The sequence below is a fragment of the Streptomyces natalensis ATCC 27448 genome (assembly GCF_000935125.1).
In the GTDB taxonomy this organism is placed as follows: Bacteria; Actinomycetota; Actinomycetes; order Streptomycetales; family Streptomycetaceae; genus Streptomyces; species Streptomyces natalensis.
Map to the genome: position 1 here is coordinate 149,843 of NZ_JRKI01000062.1, position 16,937 is coordinate 166,779.

The 16,937-nt window shown below is 69.6% G+C and carries 14 protein-coding genes and 1 tRNA gene; 6 read left to right on the top strand and 9 right to left on the bottom strand.

Annotated elements, in window-relative coordinates; translation table 11 throughout:
• Positions 1-288: 288 nt before the first annotated feature.
• Positions 289-2,358 carry a dynamin family protein gene (locus tag SNA_RS35825; protein WP_030063846.1) on the bottom strand — a complete coding sequence of 690 codons (2,070 nt, stop codon included), beginning with the start codon at positions 2,356-2,358 and terminating at the stop codon, positions 289-291.
• Between the two features lie 928 nt (positions 2,359-3,286).
• Here SNA_RS35825 and SNA_RS35830 point away from each other — a divergent pair.
• Positions 3,287-3,988 (top strand): DUF6232 family protein, encoded by a 702-nt coding sequence (locus SNA_RS35830; protein WP_241779978.1) that lies wholly within the window; start codon positions 3,287-3,289, stop codon positions 3,986-3,988.
• The gene (locus SNA_RS35835; RefSeq protein WP_030063843.1) at positions 3,988-4,350 is read left to right on the top strand and encodes a hypothetical protein; all 363 of its coding nucleotides are present in this window, start codon (positions 3,988-3,990) and stop codon (positions 4,348-4,350) included. The genes SNA_RS35830 and SNA_RS35835 overlap by 1 nt, the downstream gene beginning before the upstream one ends.
• A 614-nt stretch (positions 4,351-4,964) precedes the next feature.
• Here the strand turns inward: SNA_RS35835 and SNA_RS35840 are convergent.
• Positions 4,965-5,038 (bottom strand) — tRNA-Thr (locus tag SNA_RS35840).
• A gap of 233 nt (positions 5,039-5,271) precedes the next feature.
• Here SNA_RS35840 and SNA_RS35845 point away from each other — a divergent pair.
• The 3 genes from SNA_RS35845 (at position 5,272) to SNA_RS35855 (ending at position 8,024) form a co-directional block, all read left to right on the top strand.
• Positions 5,272-6,408, top strand: coding sequence for an ABC transporter ATP-binding protein (locus tag SNA_RS35845; RefSeq protein WP_030063840.1), 1,137 nt, complete (start codon positions 5,272-5,274; stop codon positions 6,406-6,408).
• Positions 6,409-6,815: 407 nt separating this feature from the next.
• Positions 6,816-7,265 carry a hypothetical protein gene (locus SNA_RS35850; protein ID WP_030063839.1) on the top strand — a complete coding sequence of 150 codons (450 nt, stop codon included), beginning with the start codon at positions 6,816-6,818 and terminating at the stop codon, positions 7,263-7,265.
• Positions 7,266-7,295: 30 nt separating this feature from the next.
• Positions 7,296-8,024, top strand: coding sequence for a nucleotidyltransferase family protein (locus SNA_RS35855; protein ID WP_030063837.1), 729 nt, complete (start codon positions 7,296-7,298; stop codon positions 8,022-8,024).
• Positions 8,025-8,227: 203 nt separating this feature from the next.
• Here the strand turns inward: SNA_RS35855 and SNA_RS35860 are convergent, their stop codons facing one another.
• The 7 genes from SNA_RS35860 to SNA_RS35890 form a co-directional block, all read right to left on the bottom strand.
• Entirely contained in the window at positions 8,228-9,862 is a 1,635-nt protein-coding gene (locus SNA_RS35860; protein ID WP_030063835.1) for a DoxX family protein, read from the bottom strand.
• A gap of 214 nt (positions 9,863-10,076) precedes the next feature.
• Positions 10,077-11,027 (bottom strand): 23S rRNA (guanosine(2251)-2'-O)-methyltransferase RlmB, encoded by a 951-nt coding sequence (gene rlmB / locus SNA_RS35865; RefSeq protein ID WP_030063834.1) that lies wholly within the window; start codon positions 11,025-11,027, stop codon positions 10,077-10,079.
• Between the two features lie 128 nt (positions 11,028-11,155).
• Positions 11,156-12,550, bottom strand: coding sequence for a cysteine--tRNA ligase (gene cysS / locus SNA_RS35870; protein WP_044368574.1), 1,395 nt, complete (start codon positions 12,548-12,550; stop codon positions 11,156-11,158).
• Between the two features lie 105 nt (positions 12,551-12,655).
• Entirely contained in the window at positions 12,656-13,060 is a 405-nt protein-coding gene (locus tag SNA_RS35875; protein ID WP_030063832.1) for a PPOX class F420-dependent oxidoreductase, read from the bottom strand.
• A 119-nt stretch (positions 13,061-13,179) separates the two neighbouring features.
• Positions 13,180-13,689, bottom strand: coding sequence for a 2-C-methyl-D-erythritol 2,4-cyclodiphosphate synthase (ispF, locus tag SNA_RS35880; protein WP_030063831.1), 510 nt, complete (start codon positions 13,687-13,689; stop codon positions 13,180-13,182).
• Entirely contained in the window at positions 13,682-14,437 is a 756-nt protein-coding gene (gene ispD / locus SNA_RS35885) for a 2-C-methyl-D-erythritol 4-phosphate cytidylyltransferase (protein WP_030063830.1), read from the bottom strand. Before ispD ends, ispF begins: the two co-directional genes overlap by 8 nt.
• A gap of 427 nt (positions 14,438-14,864) precedes the next feature.
• Positions 14,865-15,347 carry a CarD family transcriptional regulator gene (locus SNA_RS35890; protein ID WP_010472787.1) on the bottom strand — a complete coding sequence of 161 codons (483 nt, stop codon included), beginning with the start codon at positions 15,345-15,347 and terminating at the stop codon, positions 14,865-14,867.
• An 837-nt stretch (positions 15,348-16,184) separates the two neighbouring features.
• Here SNA_RS35890 and SNA_RS35895 point away from each other — a divergent pair.
• Entirely contained in the window at positions 16,185-16,832 is a 648-nt protein-coding gene (locus tag SNA_RS35895; RefSeq protein WP_030063829.1) for a copper chaperone PCu(A)C domain-containing protein, read from the top strand.
• Positions 16,833-16,937: the final 105 nt, after the last annotated feature.

Genomic DNA, 16,937 nt, shown 5'->3' on the forward strand with positions numbered 1-16,937 from the left:
CGGCACGGCCCCGTTCAGTGGGGCGTCAGCGGACGACCTTGACGGCCGGTGACCATCCAGGACGCCCGCCGAAGCGATCCGGGAGGCGACGGCCGCCCGCGGCGGCCGCAGACGTTCGCCGACGTCGACCGCCCCCGACGGTGTGCTGCATACGTTCCGCGCAGGCACCTGACGGACAGGGCGTCAGCTGCTCGCGCAGCTGGGTCAGCGGCGTCTTCGTCTCCTGCTGGGAGGGACACCGGCAATCGGCCTGACCAGCGGACTCCCCGGTCGGGCGCCTTGAGCCGTCTATCGAGCCAGCGCGGTCAGCGTCCTCACGATGCTCACGCCTCGTTGGGAGACCGGTTCCAGCTGGCTGATTCGCGTTTGGCGGTCGAGGTTCTCCTGAGCGGAAAGTCGCTGGCGGATCCTGGTGATCTGCTGGCTCAACTCGTTCCTGCGTTCGGTCAGGATGCCCAACGCGTTGGCAATCACATCGCTGCCGACAGCCGCCGCCGTAGCCTGGAACCGTTCCCTCGCCCCCTGCGCGGCGTTGTCGAGATGGCCAATCAGTTCTTGCCGCTGGAGGTCGAGTGACGAGCCTCTGGTCTTGCGGTAGTGGACGGCTTCGAAAAGCGCCATGCCGCCCAGAATGGCCGCTCCCACCGGCAGCAGAGTGCCTCCACTGGCCAGCCCGAGCGACGTGGCGGCTCCCCCCATCGCGCCCGCGGCACCGGTCACTGCCGTGATCCGCTTCAGAACGTCCCTGGCATGGCTGTGCCGCTCTTTGGCATCGCGCGGCACGATCAGGTCCGCGACGTCCAGCGAGCGCAGCTGCCCCAGATCGCCGGCCATGACCTCATCCCGCAAGTGCTGGTCCAGAAGCCTGAGAACGTCGGTCTTGAACGCGTCGAACTGCATGTCCCACCGTGTCGCCGGACCGGCAGGCTCAGTCATCCAGCCCCGCATCTCCTGGATCTTCCGCACTTCGATCTCGTTGTCGACAGCGGGTTTCCGGATATCGCCCTGCCGGATCTGGTCGTCCAGGACGTCATGCAGATGGGAGGCCAAGGTGGGGCTACGGTCGAATGCGAGATCCGCTGCGTGGATACGCCTCTGGAGCATCCTTTCCAGCTCCGAACTCAACCCCTCAATGGCGCTGTTGAGTTCTTGCTGGAGTGTCGTCAGGGCCGAAAGATTGCCTTTCAGCGCATTGTGCGGAGCGCGTTCGGCTTCCAGCGCGCGTACGAGCGCGCGAGAGTGCGGACGTACGACAGCACGAGCTTCTTCGACGATCTGCTGCAGGTGCTTGCGCCCACTGTCCTGCTCAATCACCTTCCGCAGCCGCTCACGAAGGTCTTCCATATGGCTTTCACCGACGAGAGCGGCCCCCGCAGCCGGGTCGTAATGGCCACCGTCCGGGTCCAGCGCGAGCTGCCCACGCGCCTCCAGCGCCGGCGACACGGCCATGAAGCCCGAACCAATGAATCCCGCGTCGGGGCGGCCGTCTGGCAGCCGGAAGTTGTCAGCGAGAAACCGTTCGTTCTCCTCGACGGTTGCCTGCCACGCGGGCTTGTCGTCCAGACCGAGATCCGCCGCCTTGTCGATCGCGGTGACGACCCAGATGACTTTCTTGCCCGTTTGCTTGTGATGGTCGTAGAGAAAACGGATCAACGACAGATCGGAGTCATCGAGCGTGCGCGTCGAAGTGGCGACATAGAGGAAGCAGTCGGCGTCCTGCATGCGAGCACGCACAATCGCATCGTGCGCCTTGTTCGTCGAACCGTGCCCTGGCAGATCGTAGAGTTTCGCCTGCAACGTGAAACTGCTGACGAGCAGCTGGATTTCGTCGACCTCACGGTTGCGGTGCCCGTCGAGACGGCCGCTGTGGGTGTTGGTACGCAGACTTGACGCGTACGAGGCCACCGTGGCCGGAGTGGGAGAGGGGCCAATGTCTTCCCAGCTCCAGGAACCGGAGAAGCGCACCCTGAGAAATCCACGGCCCGAACAGTCCCGGCCCTCGACGGCCTGCCGCTGGGCGACAGGTTCCACCGTAGCCGGGCAGGTGCTCGTCGGCCGGGTATCGGAAGGCAGCAGCCCGATGTATTTCCTGGCGTTCCCTACGATTTCGAGCTGCAAGCCACCTTGAAGGCCGCTCAGCAGGAAACTCTTTCCGGAAGAGAAGGCACCCAGCAACGCCACATTCATCAGGACCGAGGACGCTCGTGCTCGCAGCGCCTCGACCCGTTTCAGAGCGGCAGCGAGAGCATCCACAGCGATGCCGCTATCCGCCGAGAGCGCCCCCAGCGATGTGAGCCACTGCTCGGCTTCCTCAAGTGCGTCTTCCAGGTCCATCTGGACGCCGGCGATGTCGGTCACGGTCCCCCTCGATCCGTTACGAGCCGCACACAGCAGTGCAGGAACTGCCGGGATATCCCGACCAGGCCGATGACGCCCGACGGCCGAAGTATTGTGCCTCCAACTGCCAGGCGTGGAACAGTAGTTAGTCTCCAGGGCTCTGGCAAATGCTCTTCGATGAAGAAGGCCGCGCCCACTCCGCCGTGGATGCCGTGTTCAGCGGTATGCGGACGGATGCGGACGGTGGGGGTTCCGGCGGGGCGGGTGAGGCCGAGCAGGAGCACCCGGCGGCGAGGCCGACATCGAGGGAGGCATCGACGCGGGTGAGGTCGACGCCACGCGGCAGCGGGTCCAGGCCGACCACGACGACGCGCCTGTCCGTGGTCGCGGACGTGCTGGGTCCGGCCGGGGCGGACCGGCAGCCGGGTGCCGAAGCGGGTGCCGCGGAACCGCAGCAGCGCCATGGCGATGTCCACGATCAGCAGGCGTTCGCCGAAACACGGGATGGAGGCTTGCGGTTCGGCCAGGCCGCCCAGGGAGGCGCAGTGCGTTCGTCGTCCACGTACTCTCCGGGGCGATCGTCGGCTGGTCCGCCGCCACCAGCATCCACAGCCACCAGCAAGCGAGCCAAACTCATCCTCGACGCCGGCATCCACGCCTCGATCGACACCGCCGGTGACGCCCTGGACAACGCACTCGTGGAGTCCAGATCGGCCTCTGCAAAACGGAGTTGGTCAATCCCCGCAAGCCATGGCGCGGCCTCACCGATCATGACACCCGACACCAGCCTCAACCGGCGGCTGAAGTCAACGCACAGGGCCTCCGCCAACCCCCGAGTGCCTCAACTCCTCTCTGTGGTAACACTTTTACTGGCAGATGCGCGTCGCGTCAGCGAGACGCGAAGCGGTGAATGGACTTCACTCGGCAAGGTTGGCCAAGGGGGACTCGCGTGACGTCAGCAGACCCGACAGGACAGGCGTGGAACACGACTGCCGATGCCTTGCCCACACCCGAGGGGCCGCCACCGCCCGCCCTCCCGCCGCAACCATCGGTCGCGCCACTGCCTGCCGCCGACCCCTATCCCGATGTGCCACCGGCGGCCTCGGCACAGTCGATCATCGGGGTCAGCCTGCGGGTCAGCGGACGATTGCTCTGGGTCGGTGACGCCTATTACCCGCTCCAGAACATCGCCCGGGTGTACACGCTCACTATCCACCCCCGGCGCAGGGACGCCGTCCTGCTCTTTGCGAAGCGGCTGCTGATCATCGGGGCCGCGACGACACTCCTTGGGCTGCTCGCTGCCCTGATGGGCTCGTCCAGCAGCGGCGGTTCCCCCGGGCTCACCGCCCTTGTCGTGGTCGTCGCGGTTGCGGCGCTGATCTATTCCCTCGTGGAGATGGTGAATGTACTCGGCGCGCCGTCGCACTTTGTCATGGCCGTCGAGACGTCCGGCCCCTCCACCGCAGTGGTGACCAGCCCCGACCAGGACCAACTGAGGCGGCTCACCCAGCAGATCGCCGACGCGATCGAGAACCCGAAGGCGGAGTTCGAGGTGCGGGTGGACACCGTCACGATCAGCCCCAAGCACTATTACTTCGGAGACAACGTCAACATGTACGGCGGCACCGGCAACGTAGGGATGGCGAGCTGATGAGCGGCGGAGACCAGCACTACTACTTCGGCGGCGGCGACCACGTCACCATGCATGGCGGCTCGGGCAACGTCGGCATCGACAAGCGCATCACTCCAGCCCAAGAGGTGCCCCAAGCCGTTCAAGAGGCCCTCCATGAGCTCCTGACCCTGGTCCAGGAGCTGCGCGCCCAGGTCCCGCCGGCCAGCGCCGACGCCCTCGACGACGCGCTGCCGGCACTCCGTGCCGAGTCGAACGTCCAACCGCAGGAGCGGCACCGCGCACTGCTCTCCGTCGCGGGCATCGCCGCGACCGTCGGCGCGCTCGGCGTACCGACCGTCGAGGCCATCAACAAGATCCTCGAACTCATCGGCGCTAAGTGAGCCCCTGGGCGTAAGCCCCACTCCTCCGACGCGAACTCACCGACACCGCACGGACTCTCGTGCGGCGAGGCTGTTTGCACAACGACCGCGCCAAGAAGGGTGTTGATGCAGCTGAGTCCCGCGAGGGGCTGGGGGGAGGCGGCGGGGGCCTGGACGGTGGCGCAGGGAACGCGCTGTCGGAGATGCCGGGAACGTGGCCAGGGGCAAGAGGAGGCTCGGCGCATTCCGCAACGCGCGCCCACGCGGCCGGAGCCGACCTGAAGGACATCCAGGAGGTGCTCGGTCACTCCTCGATCACGATCACGGCGGACACGTACCCGAGCTTCCTGCCAGAGACCGACCGGGCGATCCCCGAGGCCGCCGCCCGCCTCTTTCCTCGCGCCCGCCGGACGGAACAGGCCGCCGCAGACGACGCGGACCTCGAATCGAACGAGGAACCCGAAGCCGTAGCCGTAGCCGTAGCGGATGGTGCCGGTGAATCCGCAGCCGAACCCGGCCCTGGTGCCCCATCCGCTCACGCACCGCGCGCACGCAAACGGCCCCGGACGAAGAGCCCGAGGCCGAAGAAGACGCCTCCCTGGGGAGAAACCCCAGGTCAGCGACTTAACGCGCAGAGCCCCCTGTCGGATTCGAACCGACGACCTTCGCTTTACAAGAGCGGCGCTCTGACCAGCTGAGCTAAGGAGGCGTGCGTGAAGCAGTGTACCCAGGCGTTGCGGATGCCCGTCGCCCTATATCCGTGAGCCGGGACGCCGGTCGCGGCCATGATCGTCGGGAGGGCGGAGAATATTCGTGGCCGCAGGCTACTGACACCGGGCCGTGTCGCGGGTAGCGTCACGGCAAGTCCACCCGTGGTGGACTACACCACTCCTTTTACTCGGATCGTCCGGCACGTTCCTGCCGGTGAAGGGACATATCACCATGGCTACGGTCACCTACGACCAGGCAACCCGCATTTACCCGGGTTCCGACAAGCCCGCCGTCGACAAGCTCGACATCTCCATCGAGGACGGCGAATTCCTCGTCCTCGTCGGCCCCTCCGGATGCGGCAAGTCCACCTCGCTGCGGATGCTCGCGGGGCTGGAGGACGTCGACGGAGGCGCCATCCGCATCGGGGACCGCGATGTCACCCACCTGCCGCCCAAGGACCGGGACATCGCGATGGTGTTCCAGAACTACGCCCTGTACCCGCATATGACGGTCGCCGACAACATGGGCTTTGCGCTCAAGATCGCCGGTGTACCGAAGGCGGAGATCCGGCAGAAGGTCGAGGACGCGGCGAAGATTTTGGATCTTACGGAGTACCTGGGGCGCAAGCCCAAGGCGCTCTCCGGTGGCCAGCGGCAGCGGGTCGCCATGGGCCGGGCCATCGTCCGGGAGCCGCAGGTGTTCCTGATGGACGAGCCGCTGTCCAACCTGGACGCCAAACTGCGCGTGCAGACCCGTACGCAGATCGCGGGGCTCCAGCGGCGCCTGGGGATCACGACGGTGTACGTCACGCACGACCAGGTCGAGGCCATGACGATGGGCGACCGGGTGGCCGTGCTCAAGGACGGGCTGCTCCAGCAGATCGACTCGCCGCGGAACATGTACGACCGGCCGGCGAACCTGTTCGTGGCCGGATTCATCGGCTCGCCGGCGATGAACCTGGTCGAGGTGCCGATCACCGACGGCGGGGTGAAGTTCGGCAACAGCGTGGTCCCGGTGGGCCGGGAGGCGCTGACCGCGGCCGCCGACAAGGGCGACCGTACGGTGACCGTGGGCGTGCGGCCCGAGCACTTCGAGATCGTCGAGCAGAACGGGGCCGCGGCGAAGTCGCTGTCCAAGGAGGCGGCGGACGCCCCGGCGGGCCTGGCCATCACGGTCAACGTCGTCGAGGAACTCGGCGCGGACGGCTATGTCTACGGCACCGCGGAGGTCGGCGGCGAGGTCAAGGACCTGGTCGTACGGGTCAACGGCCGCCAGGTCCCGGAGAAGGGCACCCAGCTGCACGTCGTGCCGATGCCGGGTGAGACGCATGTGTTCTCCACCTCGTCCGGGGAGCGGCTCAGCGACTGACCGGAACCGGTGAACGAGGCGACGGCGGCGACGCCGGGGGCGCACCCCGGTAGCGCCGCCGTTGTCCGTGCCGACGAGCGACGGACGGGCGCCTTCGCCCCGCCGCCGCGCTCCCGTAGGGGGGCGACGCATGCCGCCTGCGCCCCAAGCCGCGCCCCCGTACCGGAGGGCGACGCAGACCGCCTACACCCCGCCGCCCCTCCGTACCGGAGCGTGACGAACCGGCGCCTCTGCCCCGCAGCCCGGCTCGCTACACCCGCCACGCCGTCAACTGCCCTCAAATAACCCGGCAGAACGGGCTTTTCGGACCGATGCGTCAACCCCATGACAGCCCCGACGAGCCATTTCATCCCTCGATAGGGTGACCAAATGTCGCCAAATCATCACTCCTCGCTACCATCGCGACCGTGAACTCCGCAGCCCGCCGCATCGGCCGAACCCTCGCCCTTGTCCTGCCCGTCGTCCTCGTACTCTCCGGGACTCTCGCGGTCACCCGCGTCCCGTGGGCGTCGACGTCGACCGGCTCGCAGATGCTGACCGCGTCCACCGGGAAGGCCACCACCAAGGCCGGCCCGCTGGCCCGTAAGGCACCGCAGGACGCCCTTCGCGACCGCCTCCTGGAGGACCTCCAGGACGAGAACCCCAGTGTCGCCCTCACCCACCTCCAGGAGGCAGTCAACGCCCGGCCCTCATTGGCCAAGCACTGTGCGTCCATCGCCCGGGCCCTCGGCCGGGCCGCGGCCGCCAAGTACGAGGACAAGTTCGGAGCCCCGCACCTCGCTCAGAAATACTCCCGCCCTGTCTGCGACACCTCCTACGCCACGGGTGTGCTCGACGGTGTCGCCGCCGGCCAGTGATCTCGGCCCGCACCGCATAGGGTGCGCACCATGGCAGACGCCCCGCACCCGTACCCCACGCAGGCCGTGGTCCTGGCCGGCGGCCAGGGTTCGCGTCTGCGCCCGTATACCGACGACCGGCCCAAGCCGATGGTCGAGATTCCCGGGACCGGGAGCCCGATCATCGGCCATCAGCTGAACTGGCTGGCCGAAGAGGGCGTCACCGACGTCGTCATCTCTTGCGGCCATTTCGCCGAGGTGCTCCAGGACTGGCTGGCGAGCGCCCGACTGCCCTTGCGCGTCACGACCGTTGTCGAGACCGAACCGCTGGGCCGCGGCGGCGGACTCAAATACGCCGCCGCCTCCCTCCCCCGCCCCGAAGAGCCCTGGTACGCCACCAACGGCGACATCTGGACCCGCTTCCCGCTCCGCGAGATGGCCGCCTTCCACCACGAGCGCGACGCCGAGGCCACCCTCGCACTGGCCCGTCCGCGGATCCCCTGGGGCGTCGTGGAGACCGACGCCTTCGGACACGTCCTGGACTTCATCGAGGCCCCGCCGTCCCCGTATCTCATCAATGCGGGCGTCTACGCCTTCTCCGCGGCCTTCCGGGACCTGCTGCCCGCCCGTGGCGACCACGAGCGCACCACCTTCCCGCGGCTGGCCCGCGAACGCCGCCTGGCCGGCTACCCGCTGCCGCACGGCGCCTACTGGCGTGCCATCGACACTGCCAAGGACCTCATCGAGGCCGCCAAGGAGCTGGGTACGCACGGGCGTTGAGCCCTCGGAGCGCCCGCGGCTGCCCACTCTCCGGCCATCCGGTACCGCCTGTTCGGCACCCGCACCCGCACCCGCACCCGCACACACGATTGTCCCGGTGCATCCGCGACTATCCCTGTACGTCATGACTGTCCCGGTACACGCGACTGTCCCCGACCCCCATGTCGCGGGTGATCGGGGACAGCGGTACGGCCCGGACGGGGTCAGCCCAGCAGGCCGCCCAGCGTGCTGCCGCGGCCGGAGTCGCTCTGGGTGTCCGCGGAGCCGCTGTCCGTCCCGCCGTTGGTGCCGCCGCCCGTGCCGCCGGAACTCGGCGTGCTGTGGCTGGGCGACGAGGAGCGGGACGGGGTGGACCGCTGCGGCGAGCCGCTGGTGGTCGCGCCGCCGGGCTGGGCGGCACCGCTGGTCGTGCCCGCCGTGGGCGAGGTCGAGGCGGACGGCCGGCCGTGGCCCGCCCGCTTCGAGGCGTCGGCGGAGGGCGTGCCACGGCGGTGGAGGAGACCGTTGCCGAAGTGGTGGCGGGGCCGGGTGGTCTTCTTGCCGGGGCGTGGCAGCGGCGAACCGGGCAGGTTGTTGATCGCGGGCTCGCCGGGCCGCGGTACCGGAGCGACCGTCGTGGACCGTACGGCGCCGCCGAGCAGCGACCCGATCAGCAGGGTCAGCCCGGCCACGACGGCAGTCATCACGGCGCCGCGCCGCAGCACCCGGCGCCGCAGCTCACCGACCTCGACCCGCGGGCCGAGGCGCCTCCATGCCTCGCCGGCCAGCCGCCCGTCCATCGAGTACACCGGGGCGCCCGCAATGATCAGCGGGCTCCAGGCGGCGAGGTAGATGATGTCGGGGGCGTCGTACGCCGGGACCGTGCGCCAGCTGACGGTCATCAGCAGCGCCGCCGAGAGCAGCGCGCCGATCGAGGCTGCGAGGCGCTGCCACAGTCCGCAGATGGTCAGGACGCCGACGACGACCTGGAGGAAGGCGACGGTCAGACCGGCGCCGACGGGGTGCGAGACGGCGAAGTCGCGCAGCGGCACCGCCAGCTCCCACGGGTCAAGTGACAGCAGCCACTTGACCATCGAGCCCCGCTCCCCGCCGTCGAAGTAGACGGGGTCGCAGAGCTTGCCCATCCCGGCGTAGACCGAGATGAGGCCGAGGAAGATGCGCAGTGGCAGGAGGACGACGCCGAGGTTCATCCGGCGGCCGGGGTAGTAGGCGTGGCGTACCGATTCGGCGCCGCGCCGCCGGGTGTCGTAGGAGTTGCGGGCCTCGAAGCGGCCGTCGTCGTGCCCGTCGTCGTAGCCGTCGTCGTAGTGATCGTCGCCGTGGTCGTCGGTGCGGTCGCCGTCGCCGTGATCCTTGTCGGCGTAGGCACTGCCGACGGGGCGGACGCCGCGCAGCAGGGCGGTGTCGGAATCGAGGGGGCTGCGCTGGCCGACCACGGTCGAGGCACGGCCCTCGTCGACGCGGATCCGCGGCAGCACCTGGGTCGTGCCGACGTCCTCGGCCGGGCCGCTGTCCAGGCCGACGCCCGCGTTGCGCACCGCGTGCAGGAGTTGGGTGGTGGCGCCTGCCGTGCCGCCCGGTGCCGTACGGCCGCTCCACACCACGGGCGCCCGTCGTCTGGCGGGGGCGGCCGATCCCCGGATGACGGGGATGCGGGTGGTATCGACCATGGCATCGTCCGCCACGGGCGCGGCGAGCTGCACACGGAAGCTGGCGTGGTTGACAATGACCTGCGCGGGATCGCACGGCACCTTGACCGAGCTCAGGATGGGCTCGTCATCGAAGCCCGGCGAGCGTCCCCCCGTAGGCGTGCGGGGTGTTCTGGTGTCCACGCTCATCTAACCGAGTGACCCGCGGTTAAGACACTGCCTTGACCGGTCCTCTCTGTCCGAGACGCGTCAAAAGACCGGGTGGTGGGCGCGCGCGGCGTGCGGCTGCTGCGCCGAACCGGTGAACGGCGTACGCAGGGTCAGGCTCTGCCCCAGGCCCCAGGCCCCAGGCCCCGGGCCCCGGACTGCGGCCGCTCGGCCGCCGCCCGGGGCGGGCGCGGGGTCAGGCGCGGCGGCGCGCCGCCTCCCACAGGACGACACCGGCCGCGACACCGGCGTTCAGCGACTCCGCGCCGCCCGGCATCGGGATCCGTACGCGCAGATCGCAGGTCTCGCCGACCAGCCGCGACAGGCCCTTGCCCTCGCTGCCGACGACGATGACGACCGGACCGTCCAGGACCTCCAGGTCCTGAAGCTCCGTGTCGCCGTCCGCGGCCAGGCCGACGACCGTGAGGCCGGCCTTCTGGTACGACTCCAGGGCGCGGGTCAGGTTGGTGGCGCGGGCCACCGGCGTACGGGCGGCGGTGCCCGCCGAGGTCTTCCAGGCGCCGGCCGTCATCCCGGCGGCACGGCGCTCGGGCACGACCACACCGTGGCCGCCGAAGGCGGAGACGGAGCGGACGACGGCGCCGAGGTTGCGCGGGTCGGTGACGCCGTCCAGCGCGACGATCAGCGGGTCCTCGCCGGCATCGAAGGCGGCCGCGGCGAGGTCCTCGGGGTGCGCGTAGTCGTACGGCGGGATCTGGGCGACCAGGCCCTGGTGGTTGAGCCCGTTGGTCATCCGGTCCAGCTCGGGACGCGGCGCCTCCATGAGGTTCATCCCGCGGTCGGCGGCGAGCTGGAGCGCCTCGCGCACGCGCTCGTCGCTGTCGATGAACTGCTGGACGTACAGCGTCGTGGCCGGTACGCCCTCGCGCAGCGCCTCGACGACCGGGTTGCGGCCGACGACCAGCTCCGCGGTGCCCTTGGCGCCGCCGCGGCGCGGGGCCGGGCGCTTGGCCTCCTGCTTGGCCTTGGCGCTGGCCACGCGGTTCTTGACGTGTCCCTTGCGCGCGGAGGCGGGCGGGGTGGGGCCCTTGCCCTCCAGGCTCCGGCGCCGCTTACCGCCACTGCCGACCTGGGCGCCCTTCTTGTTGGACGTGCGGCGGTTCCTGCGCTGGCTGTTGCCGGCCATGGGTCACCTGTTTCTTCACTGCTCTCGACGTCTCGCGACGTGGAGTGGATACGTACGTATGGACTGAGTGTCGCCCGCGGCCACCGGGAAGGGCGAATCCGGGTGGCCGGGCACGGGCGCGAGCGGGGTCAGGACAGCGACCAGCGCGGGCCGGACGGGGTGTCCTCGATGGCGAGGCCGGACTGCTGGAGCTGGTCGCGGATGGCGTCGGCGGTGGCGTAGTCCTTGCGTGCACGGGCCGACTGCCGCTGGTCCAGGACGAGGCGTACGAGCGAATCCACGACGCCGTGCAGATCCTGGCTTCGGTCCGTGCCGCCGCCCGACCAGAGCTCGTCGAGCGGGTCCAGGCCCAGCACCCCGAGCATCGCCCGCAGCTCGGCGAGGCGGGCCACCGCCGCTTCCTTGTCGTCGGCGGTGAGCGCGGAATTGCCCTGCCGGACGGTGGTGTGCACGATCGCCATCGCCTGCGGCACGCCCAGGTCGTCGTCCATCGCCTCGGCGAACGCCGGGGGCACCTCGGCCGCGGGCTCGACCATGCCGGCCTTCTCGACGACCCGCTGGATGAAGCCCTCGATCCGCGCGAAGGCCGCCTCCGCCTCGCGCAGCGCCTCCTCGCTGTACTCGATCATCGAGCGGTAGTGCGGGGTGCCGAGGTAGTAGCGCAGCACGATGGGGCGCCACTGCTTGACCATCTCGCTGACCAGCAGGGAGTTGCCCAGCGACTTGGACATCTTCTCGCCGCTCATGGTCACCCAGGCGTTGTGCGTCCAGTACTGCGCGAACCCGTCGCCGAACGCCTTGGCCTGCGCGATCTCGTTCTCGTGGTGCGGGAAGATCAGGTCGATGCCGCCGCCGTGGATGTCGAACGCCTCGCCCAGGTACTTGTGGGCCATCGCCGAGCACTCCAGGTGCCAGCCGGGCCGGCCGCGGCCCCAGGGGGTCTCCCAGCTGGGTTCGCCCTCCTTGGCCGCCTTCCACATCGCGAAGTCGCGCGGGTCCCGCTTGCCGCTCTCGCCCTCGCCGGACGGCTGCTTGAGGTGGTCCAGATCCTGGTTGGACAGCGACAGATAGCCGGGGAAGGACCGCACGTCGAAGTAGACGTTGCCGTCGGCGGCGTACGCATGCCCGCGCTCGATCAGGCCGCGCATCATCTCGATCATCTCGGGGACGTGGCCGGTGGCGCGCGGTTCGTACGTCGGACGCAGGCAGCCCAGCGCGTCGTACGCGGTGTTGAAGGCGACCTCGTTCTCGTAGCCGAGCGACCACCACGGGCGGCCCTGCTCGGCCGACTTCGCGATGATCTTGTCGTCGATGTCCGTCACATTGCGCACGAACGTCACGTCGTGGCCGCGGTGGGCGAACCACCGGCGCATGATGTCGAAGTTCAGTCCGGACCGGATGTGCCCGATGTGCGGGGCGGCCTGCACGGTGGCACCACACAGGTAGATCGAGACACAGCCCGGCGTGAGCGGGATGAAATCGCGAATCTGCCGGGCGCTGGTGTCGTACAGGCGAATGGTCACGGAACCAGGGTAGTCGGAAGCAGGCAGTGCCCCGTGACCCGTGGGCCGCGGGGTCACACAACCGTGACACTCGCCCGATTCGCCGGATACGCCCGGGCGACGCCGTCAGATCCTGCCGACCACCTTGCGCGGTGTGATCCGCACGACCAGCCGCTGGGCATCGTCCTTGGCCGCCGGGTTGAACTCCGCGTACGGCTTGCCCGTGTACTTATGGGACAGCTCATTGATCAACTCCTGGCCGCCCTCGGTGGTGAGCGAGACGGAGCCACGGATCTCGGCGTAGGAGTACGGGGCGTCGAAGGGCTGGACGACGACCGACACCCGCGGGTCGCGACGCAGGTTGGCGGCCTTGCGGCGGTCCACGGTCGTCGAGATCAGCAGGTCGTCGCCGTCCCGCTTCACCCAGACCGGGGAGGCTTGGGGGCTGCCGTCGGGCTGGACGGTCGTCAGCGTCACGAAGACGGGGCTGTCGAGCAGTTGCTTGAGGTCGTCGGACAGTGCGGCGGTCACGGGGGATCCTTCCTGCGGGCCATACCTGCGGACACATGCGCTCCGAATGGTTCCTCAACACCCGCACGGCGTCCGGCATTCCCGCGTTGTACGCGCCGGGATCCGGTGCGTCCGCCGGTTCAGACGGTACGGACCACCAGCGCCGTGGCCACCGCAGCCAGTCCCTCGGCCCGACCGGTCAGCCCGAGCCCGTCCGTCGTCGTCCCGGACACCGAGACCGGCGCGCCGACCGCCGCCGACAGCGCCTTCTGCGCCTCGTCGCGCCGCTTGCCGACCTTGGGCCGTACGCCGATGACCTGCACCGCGACATTGCCGATGGCGAACCCTTCGGCCCGTACGATGCGCGCGGCCTCGGCCAGCAGCGTCACTCCGGAGGCGCCGGACCACTCGGGGCGACCGGTGCCGAAGTGCGCGCCGAGGTCGCCGACGCCGGCGGCGGAGAACAGCGCGTCACAGGCGGCGTGCGCGGCCACATCGCCGTCGCTGTGCCCGGCCAGGCCGTATTCCTCGTCCTCCCACAGCAGCCCGGCGCACCACAGCTCGCGGCCGCGCTCGAAGGCGTGCACGTCCGTGCCGATGCCGACGAGGGGGATGCCGGGGAGACCGCCGGCGGGGCTCGGCTCAGACATAGCCATCGGTGGCCCTCCTACGGGCGAGTACGGCCTCGGCCAGGACCAGGTCCAGCGGCCGGGTCACCTTGAACGCTTCCTCGTGGCCGGGCACGACCACGACCGGCTGCCCGAGCCGTTCGACCAGCCCGGCGTCGTCGGTGGCGCCCTCGCCCTCGACGACGGTGTCATGCGCCTTGAGCAGGGTCTCGCGGTCGAAGCCCTGCGGCGTCTGTACGGCGCGCAGCAGCGCCCGCTCCGGGGTGCCGACGACCGGCTCCGGGGTGCCCTGCGGCTGCGGTGCGACCTGCTTGACGGTGTCGGCCAGCGGCAGCGCCGGGACGACGGCGGGCGCACCGGCCCGTACGGCGGCGATCACCGCGTCGACGGTGTCGACGGGGACCAGCGGGCGGGCCGCGTCGTGCACCAGCACCACGTCGATGGCCTCCGGCAGCGCCGCGAGCCCGAGCCGAACGGACTCCTGGCGGGTCGCGCCACCGGGGACGACGACCAGGTCGGTGCGGTCGCCGAGCGGATGCTCGTCGAGATGGTGGCGGACCTCGGGGGCGCCGTCGGGCGGGGCTACCACCACGACGAGGGACACGGCGCGCGACGCGGCCATCGCGCGGACGGCGTGCACCAGCATGGGGGTGCCGCCCAGGGCACGCAGCGCCTTGGGGGCACCGGGGCCGAGCCGGACGCCGCGGCCGGCGGCGGGGATCACGGCGGCGGTGCGGATCGGACTGGTGGGGCGGGAGGGATCTGACATCGAAGGCTCCGGAGTCCGGGGCTGGCCCGGAATTGGCGCAGACAGGTTTGTTTCCTCGTCCGAGGTGGGTATGGCCTGGGCGTACCCCCTGCTCGCAGAGCCGGGGGAGTGCCGGGCGCGACGTCTTGACCGGACCCTTCCGTGACATCGGTCGAGTCGGCTGCCCGGGCCCGGCACACCACAGGTGCGTACGACGGACGTCCATCACATCCGGCGTCGCCGACACGCAGCCGACACGCAGTAGATGTGTCGCAGCGTAGATATGCCGCAGCGCCCGGCAACAGACCCCTCCGTCGGAGGCGGTCGTCACTCGGGCACCGCGGCATTGCTACGTCGCATCACGTCATATCAAGCTCAAGCGGTTCTTGACTGACGTTGCTGTGCTGCTTGCTGACACTGCGCGTCGTGGCGTACGTCGGTTGCGCCGTCAGGACGCGAGGACCTCGTCGAGCAGGGTCTCGGCCTTGTCTTCGTTGGTGTTCTCCGCGAGGGCGAGCTCGCTCACCAGGATCTGGCGGGCCTTGGCCAGCATCCTCTTCTCACCGGCGGAGAGTCCGCGCTCGCGCTCACGACGCCACAGGTCACGCACTACCTCGGCGACCTTGATGACATCGCCAGAGGCGAGCTTCTCGAGATTTGCCTTGTAGCGACGGGACCAGTTCGTGGGCTCTTCGGCATACGGTGCACGCAGCACCTCGAAGACCCGGTCCAGCCCGTCCTGACCAACCACGTCGCGTACGCCGACGAACTCCGCATTGTCCGCTGGCACACGAACAGTCAAGTCGCCCTGGGCGACCTTCAGCACCAAGTAGGTCTTGTCCACGCCTTTGATCTGGCGAGTTTCGATGGCCTCGATCAGCGCGGCCCCGTGATGGGGATAGACCACGGTGTCGCCAACCTTGAACGTCATGTGACAGGTACCCCTTCCGTGGCTATCCACGCTAACACGGGACGGGGCCGTTCTGAATGGCGTTTTCGCAGGTCAGGGCATATCTCGGGGCTTGACAACAGCGGTGCGAACGTGCTGCGAGGGGTCTCGCAATGCGGGTATTCGCAGGTCGGAGGGGCTTCACAGGTGAGCGGAAACGTGGCCGTCACACACCCGGAAGCCGTAGATCAACGGGGCGAAAGTCCCGTTTTGCGGAGATCCGTATGAGCGACTTCAGCTACTCCGTTCGGTTGCTCGCAGCCCCTTCGGTCCGTTTCTCGAATTGATCAACGACCGCTCTCCGAGCATGTTGATCAATTCCTCGCGACGCGCGCATTCCCCGCGAATACTGCTTTTCACCGGGGGAAACGCGCCGACCGCCGACCGGGCCGGAGTGTTCTCGCCGGAACACACACTCCTGGGGATTATTCAAACCGGCTTCTCGGGACACGCCGGAACGACTTCTGGACCCGTCCGGGGATTGTTGTTCCGGGTGACCGACGAGGCGCGGAGGTGACGCCGGGGCGACGCAGGAGGGGTGTCGGCGTGGCGGTGGTGGGGTGTCGCGCCGGGCGGCCGGGGAGACCCGCCGTCGCCCCCGTTCACCCCCGCCCCGCTCGCCCCACGGGGCCGCGGACCGGGCTGGGGGCGGGTCGGGTGCGGCGGCGTGAGGACGGCTCGGTAACCTAGCGGCGCTGACACACCCTTAGGGCGGCTTTACGTGCCCGTCGCCATGACGCGTACGCAAGACCGCCGCTGCCCATCCGCGACCGGGCAAGAAGTTCGGCCGCCGTAGCTCGTCAAGGAGATGCCGCCGCCGTGAGCCGCAGCCTTCGACGCGGCGTCCTCGCCGCCACCGTCCTTTCGCTCTCCGTCGTCTCGCTGTCCGCCTGCGGGGCCGGTGGAGACGCGCAGACGCTGCAGGTCAAGCCGGACAACGCCGCGACCTCCGTCGGCGACATCAAGATCCAGAACGCCAATGTGATCACCCAGCCCGAGCTGACCGCCAAGGGCCCGGCCGTGATCAGCGCGACGGTCTTCAACAGCGGCACCAAGGACCAGAAGCTGACCGCGATCACCGTCAACGGGACCGGCGCGTCGGCCACGCTCAAGGCGGCCTCCGGTTCGGGCACGATCACCGTGCCGGCCGGCGGCTCCGTCGTCATCGGCGGCAAGGGCAACGCCTCGGCCGTCCTGGCCAGCGGGCGCGAGGCCGTCAAGGACGGCGACATCCAGCCCCTGACATTCGCCTTCAGCTCCACCGGCAAGGTGCAGCTGGGCGCCTACGTCGTCCCGGCGAAGAACTACTTCGTGGGCTTCGGGCCCACCCAGATGCCGCAGCCCTCCGGCTCGCCGTCCGCCTCCGGCAAGCCGTCCGGCTCCGCCAGCCCGTCCACGTCGGGCAAGCCGACGGCGTCGGCCACCCCGTCCGGCACGGCCTCCCAGTCGGCCCACCAGGGGCACTGAGCCCCCCTCCGGGACTTCCGGGACACACACAGACGCGTCAGGGCGCCCCTCCGGCCGGGAGGGGCGCCCTGACGCGTCTGCACGCGTCTGTACGCGCGCGTCCTG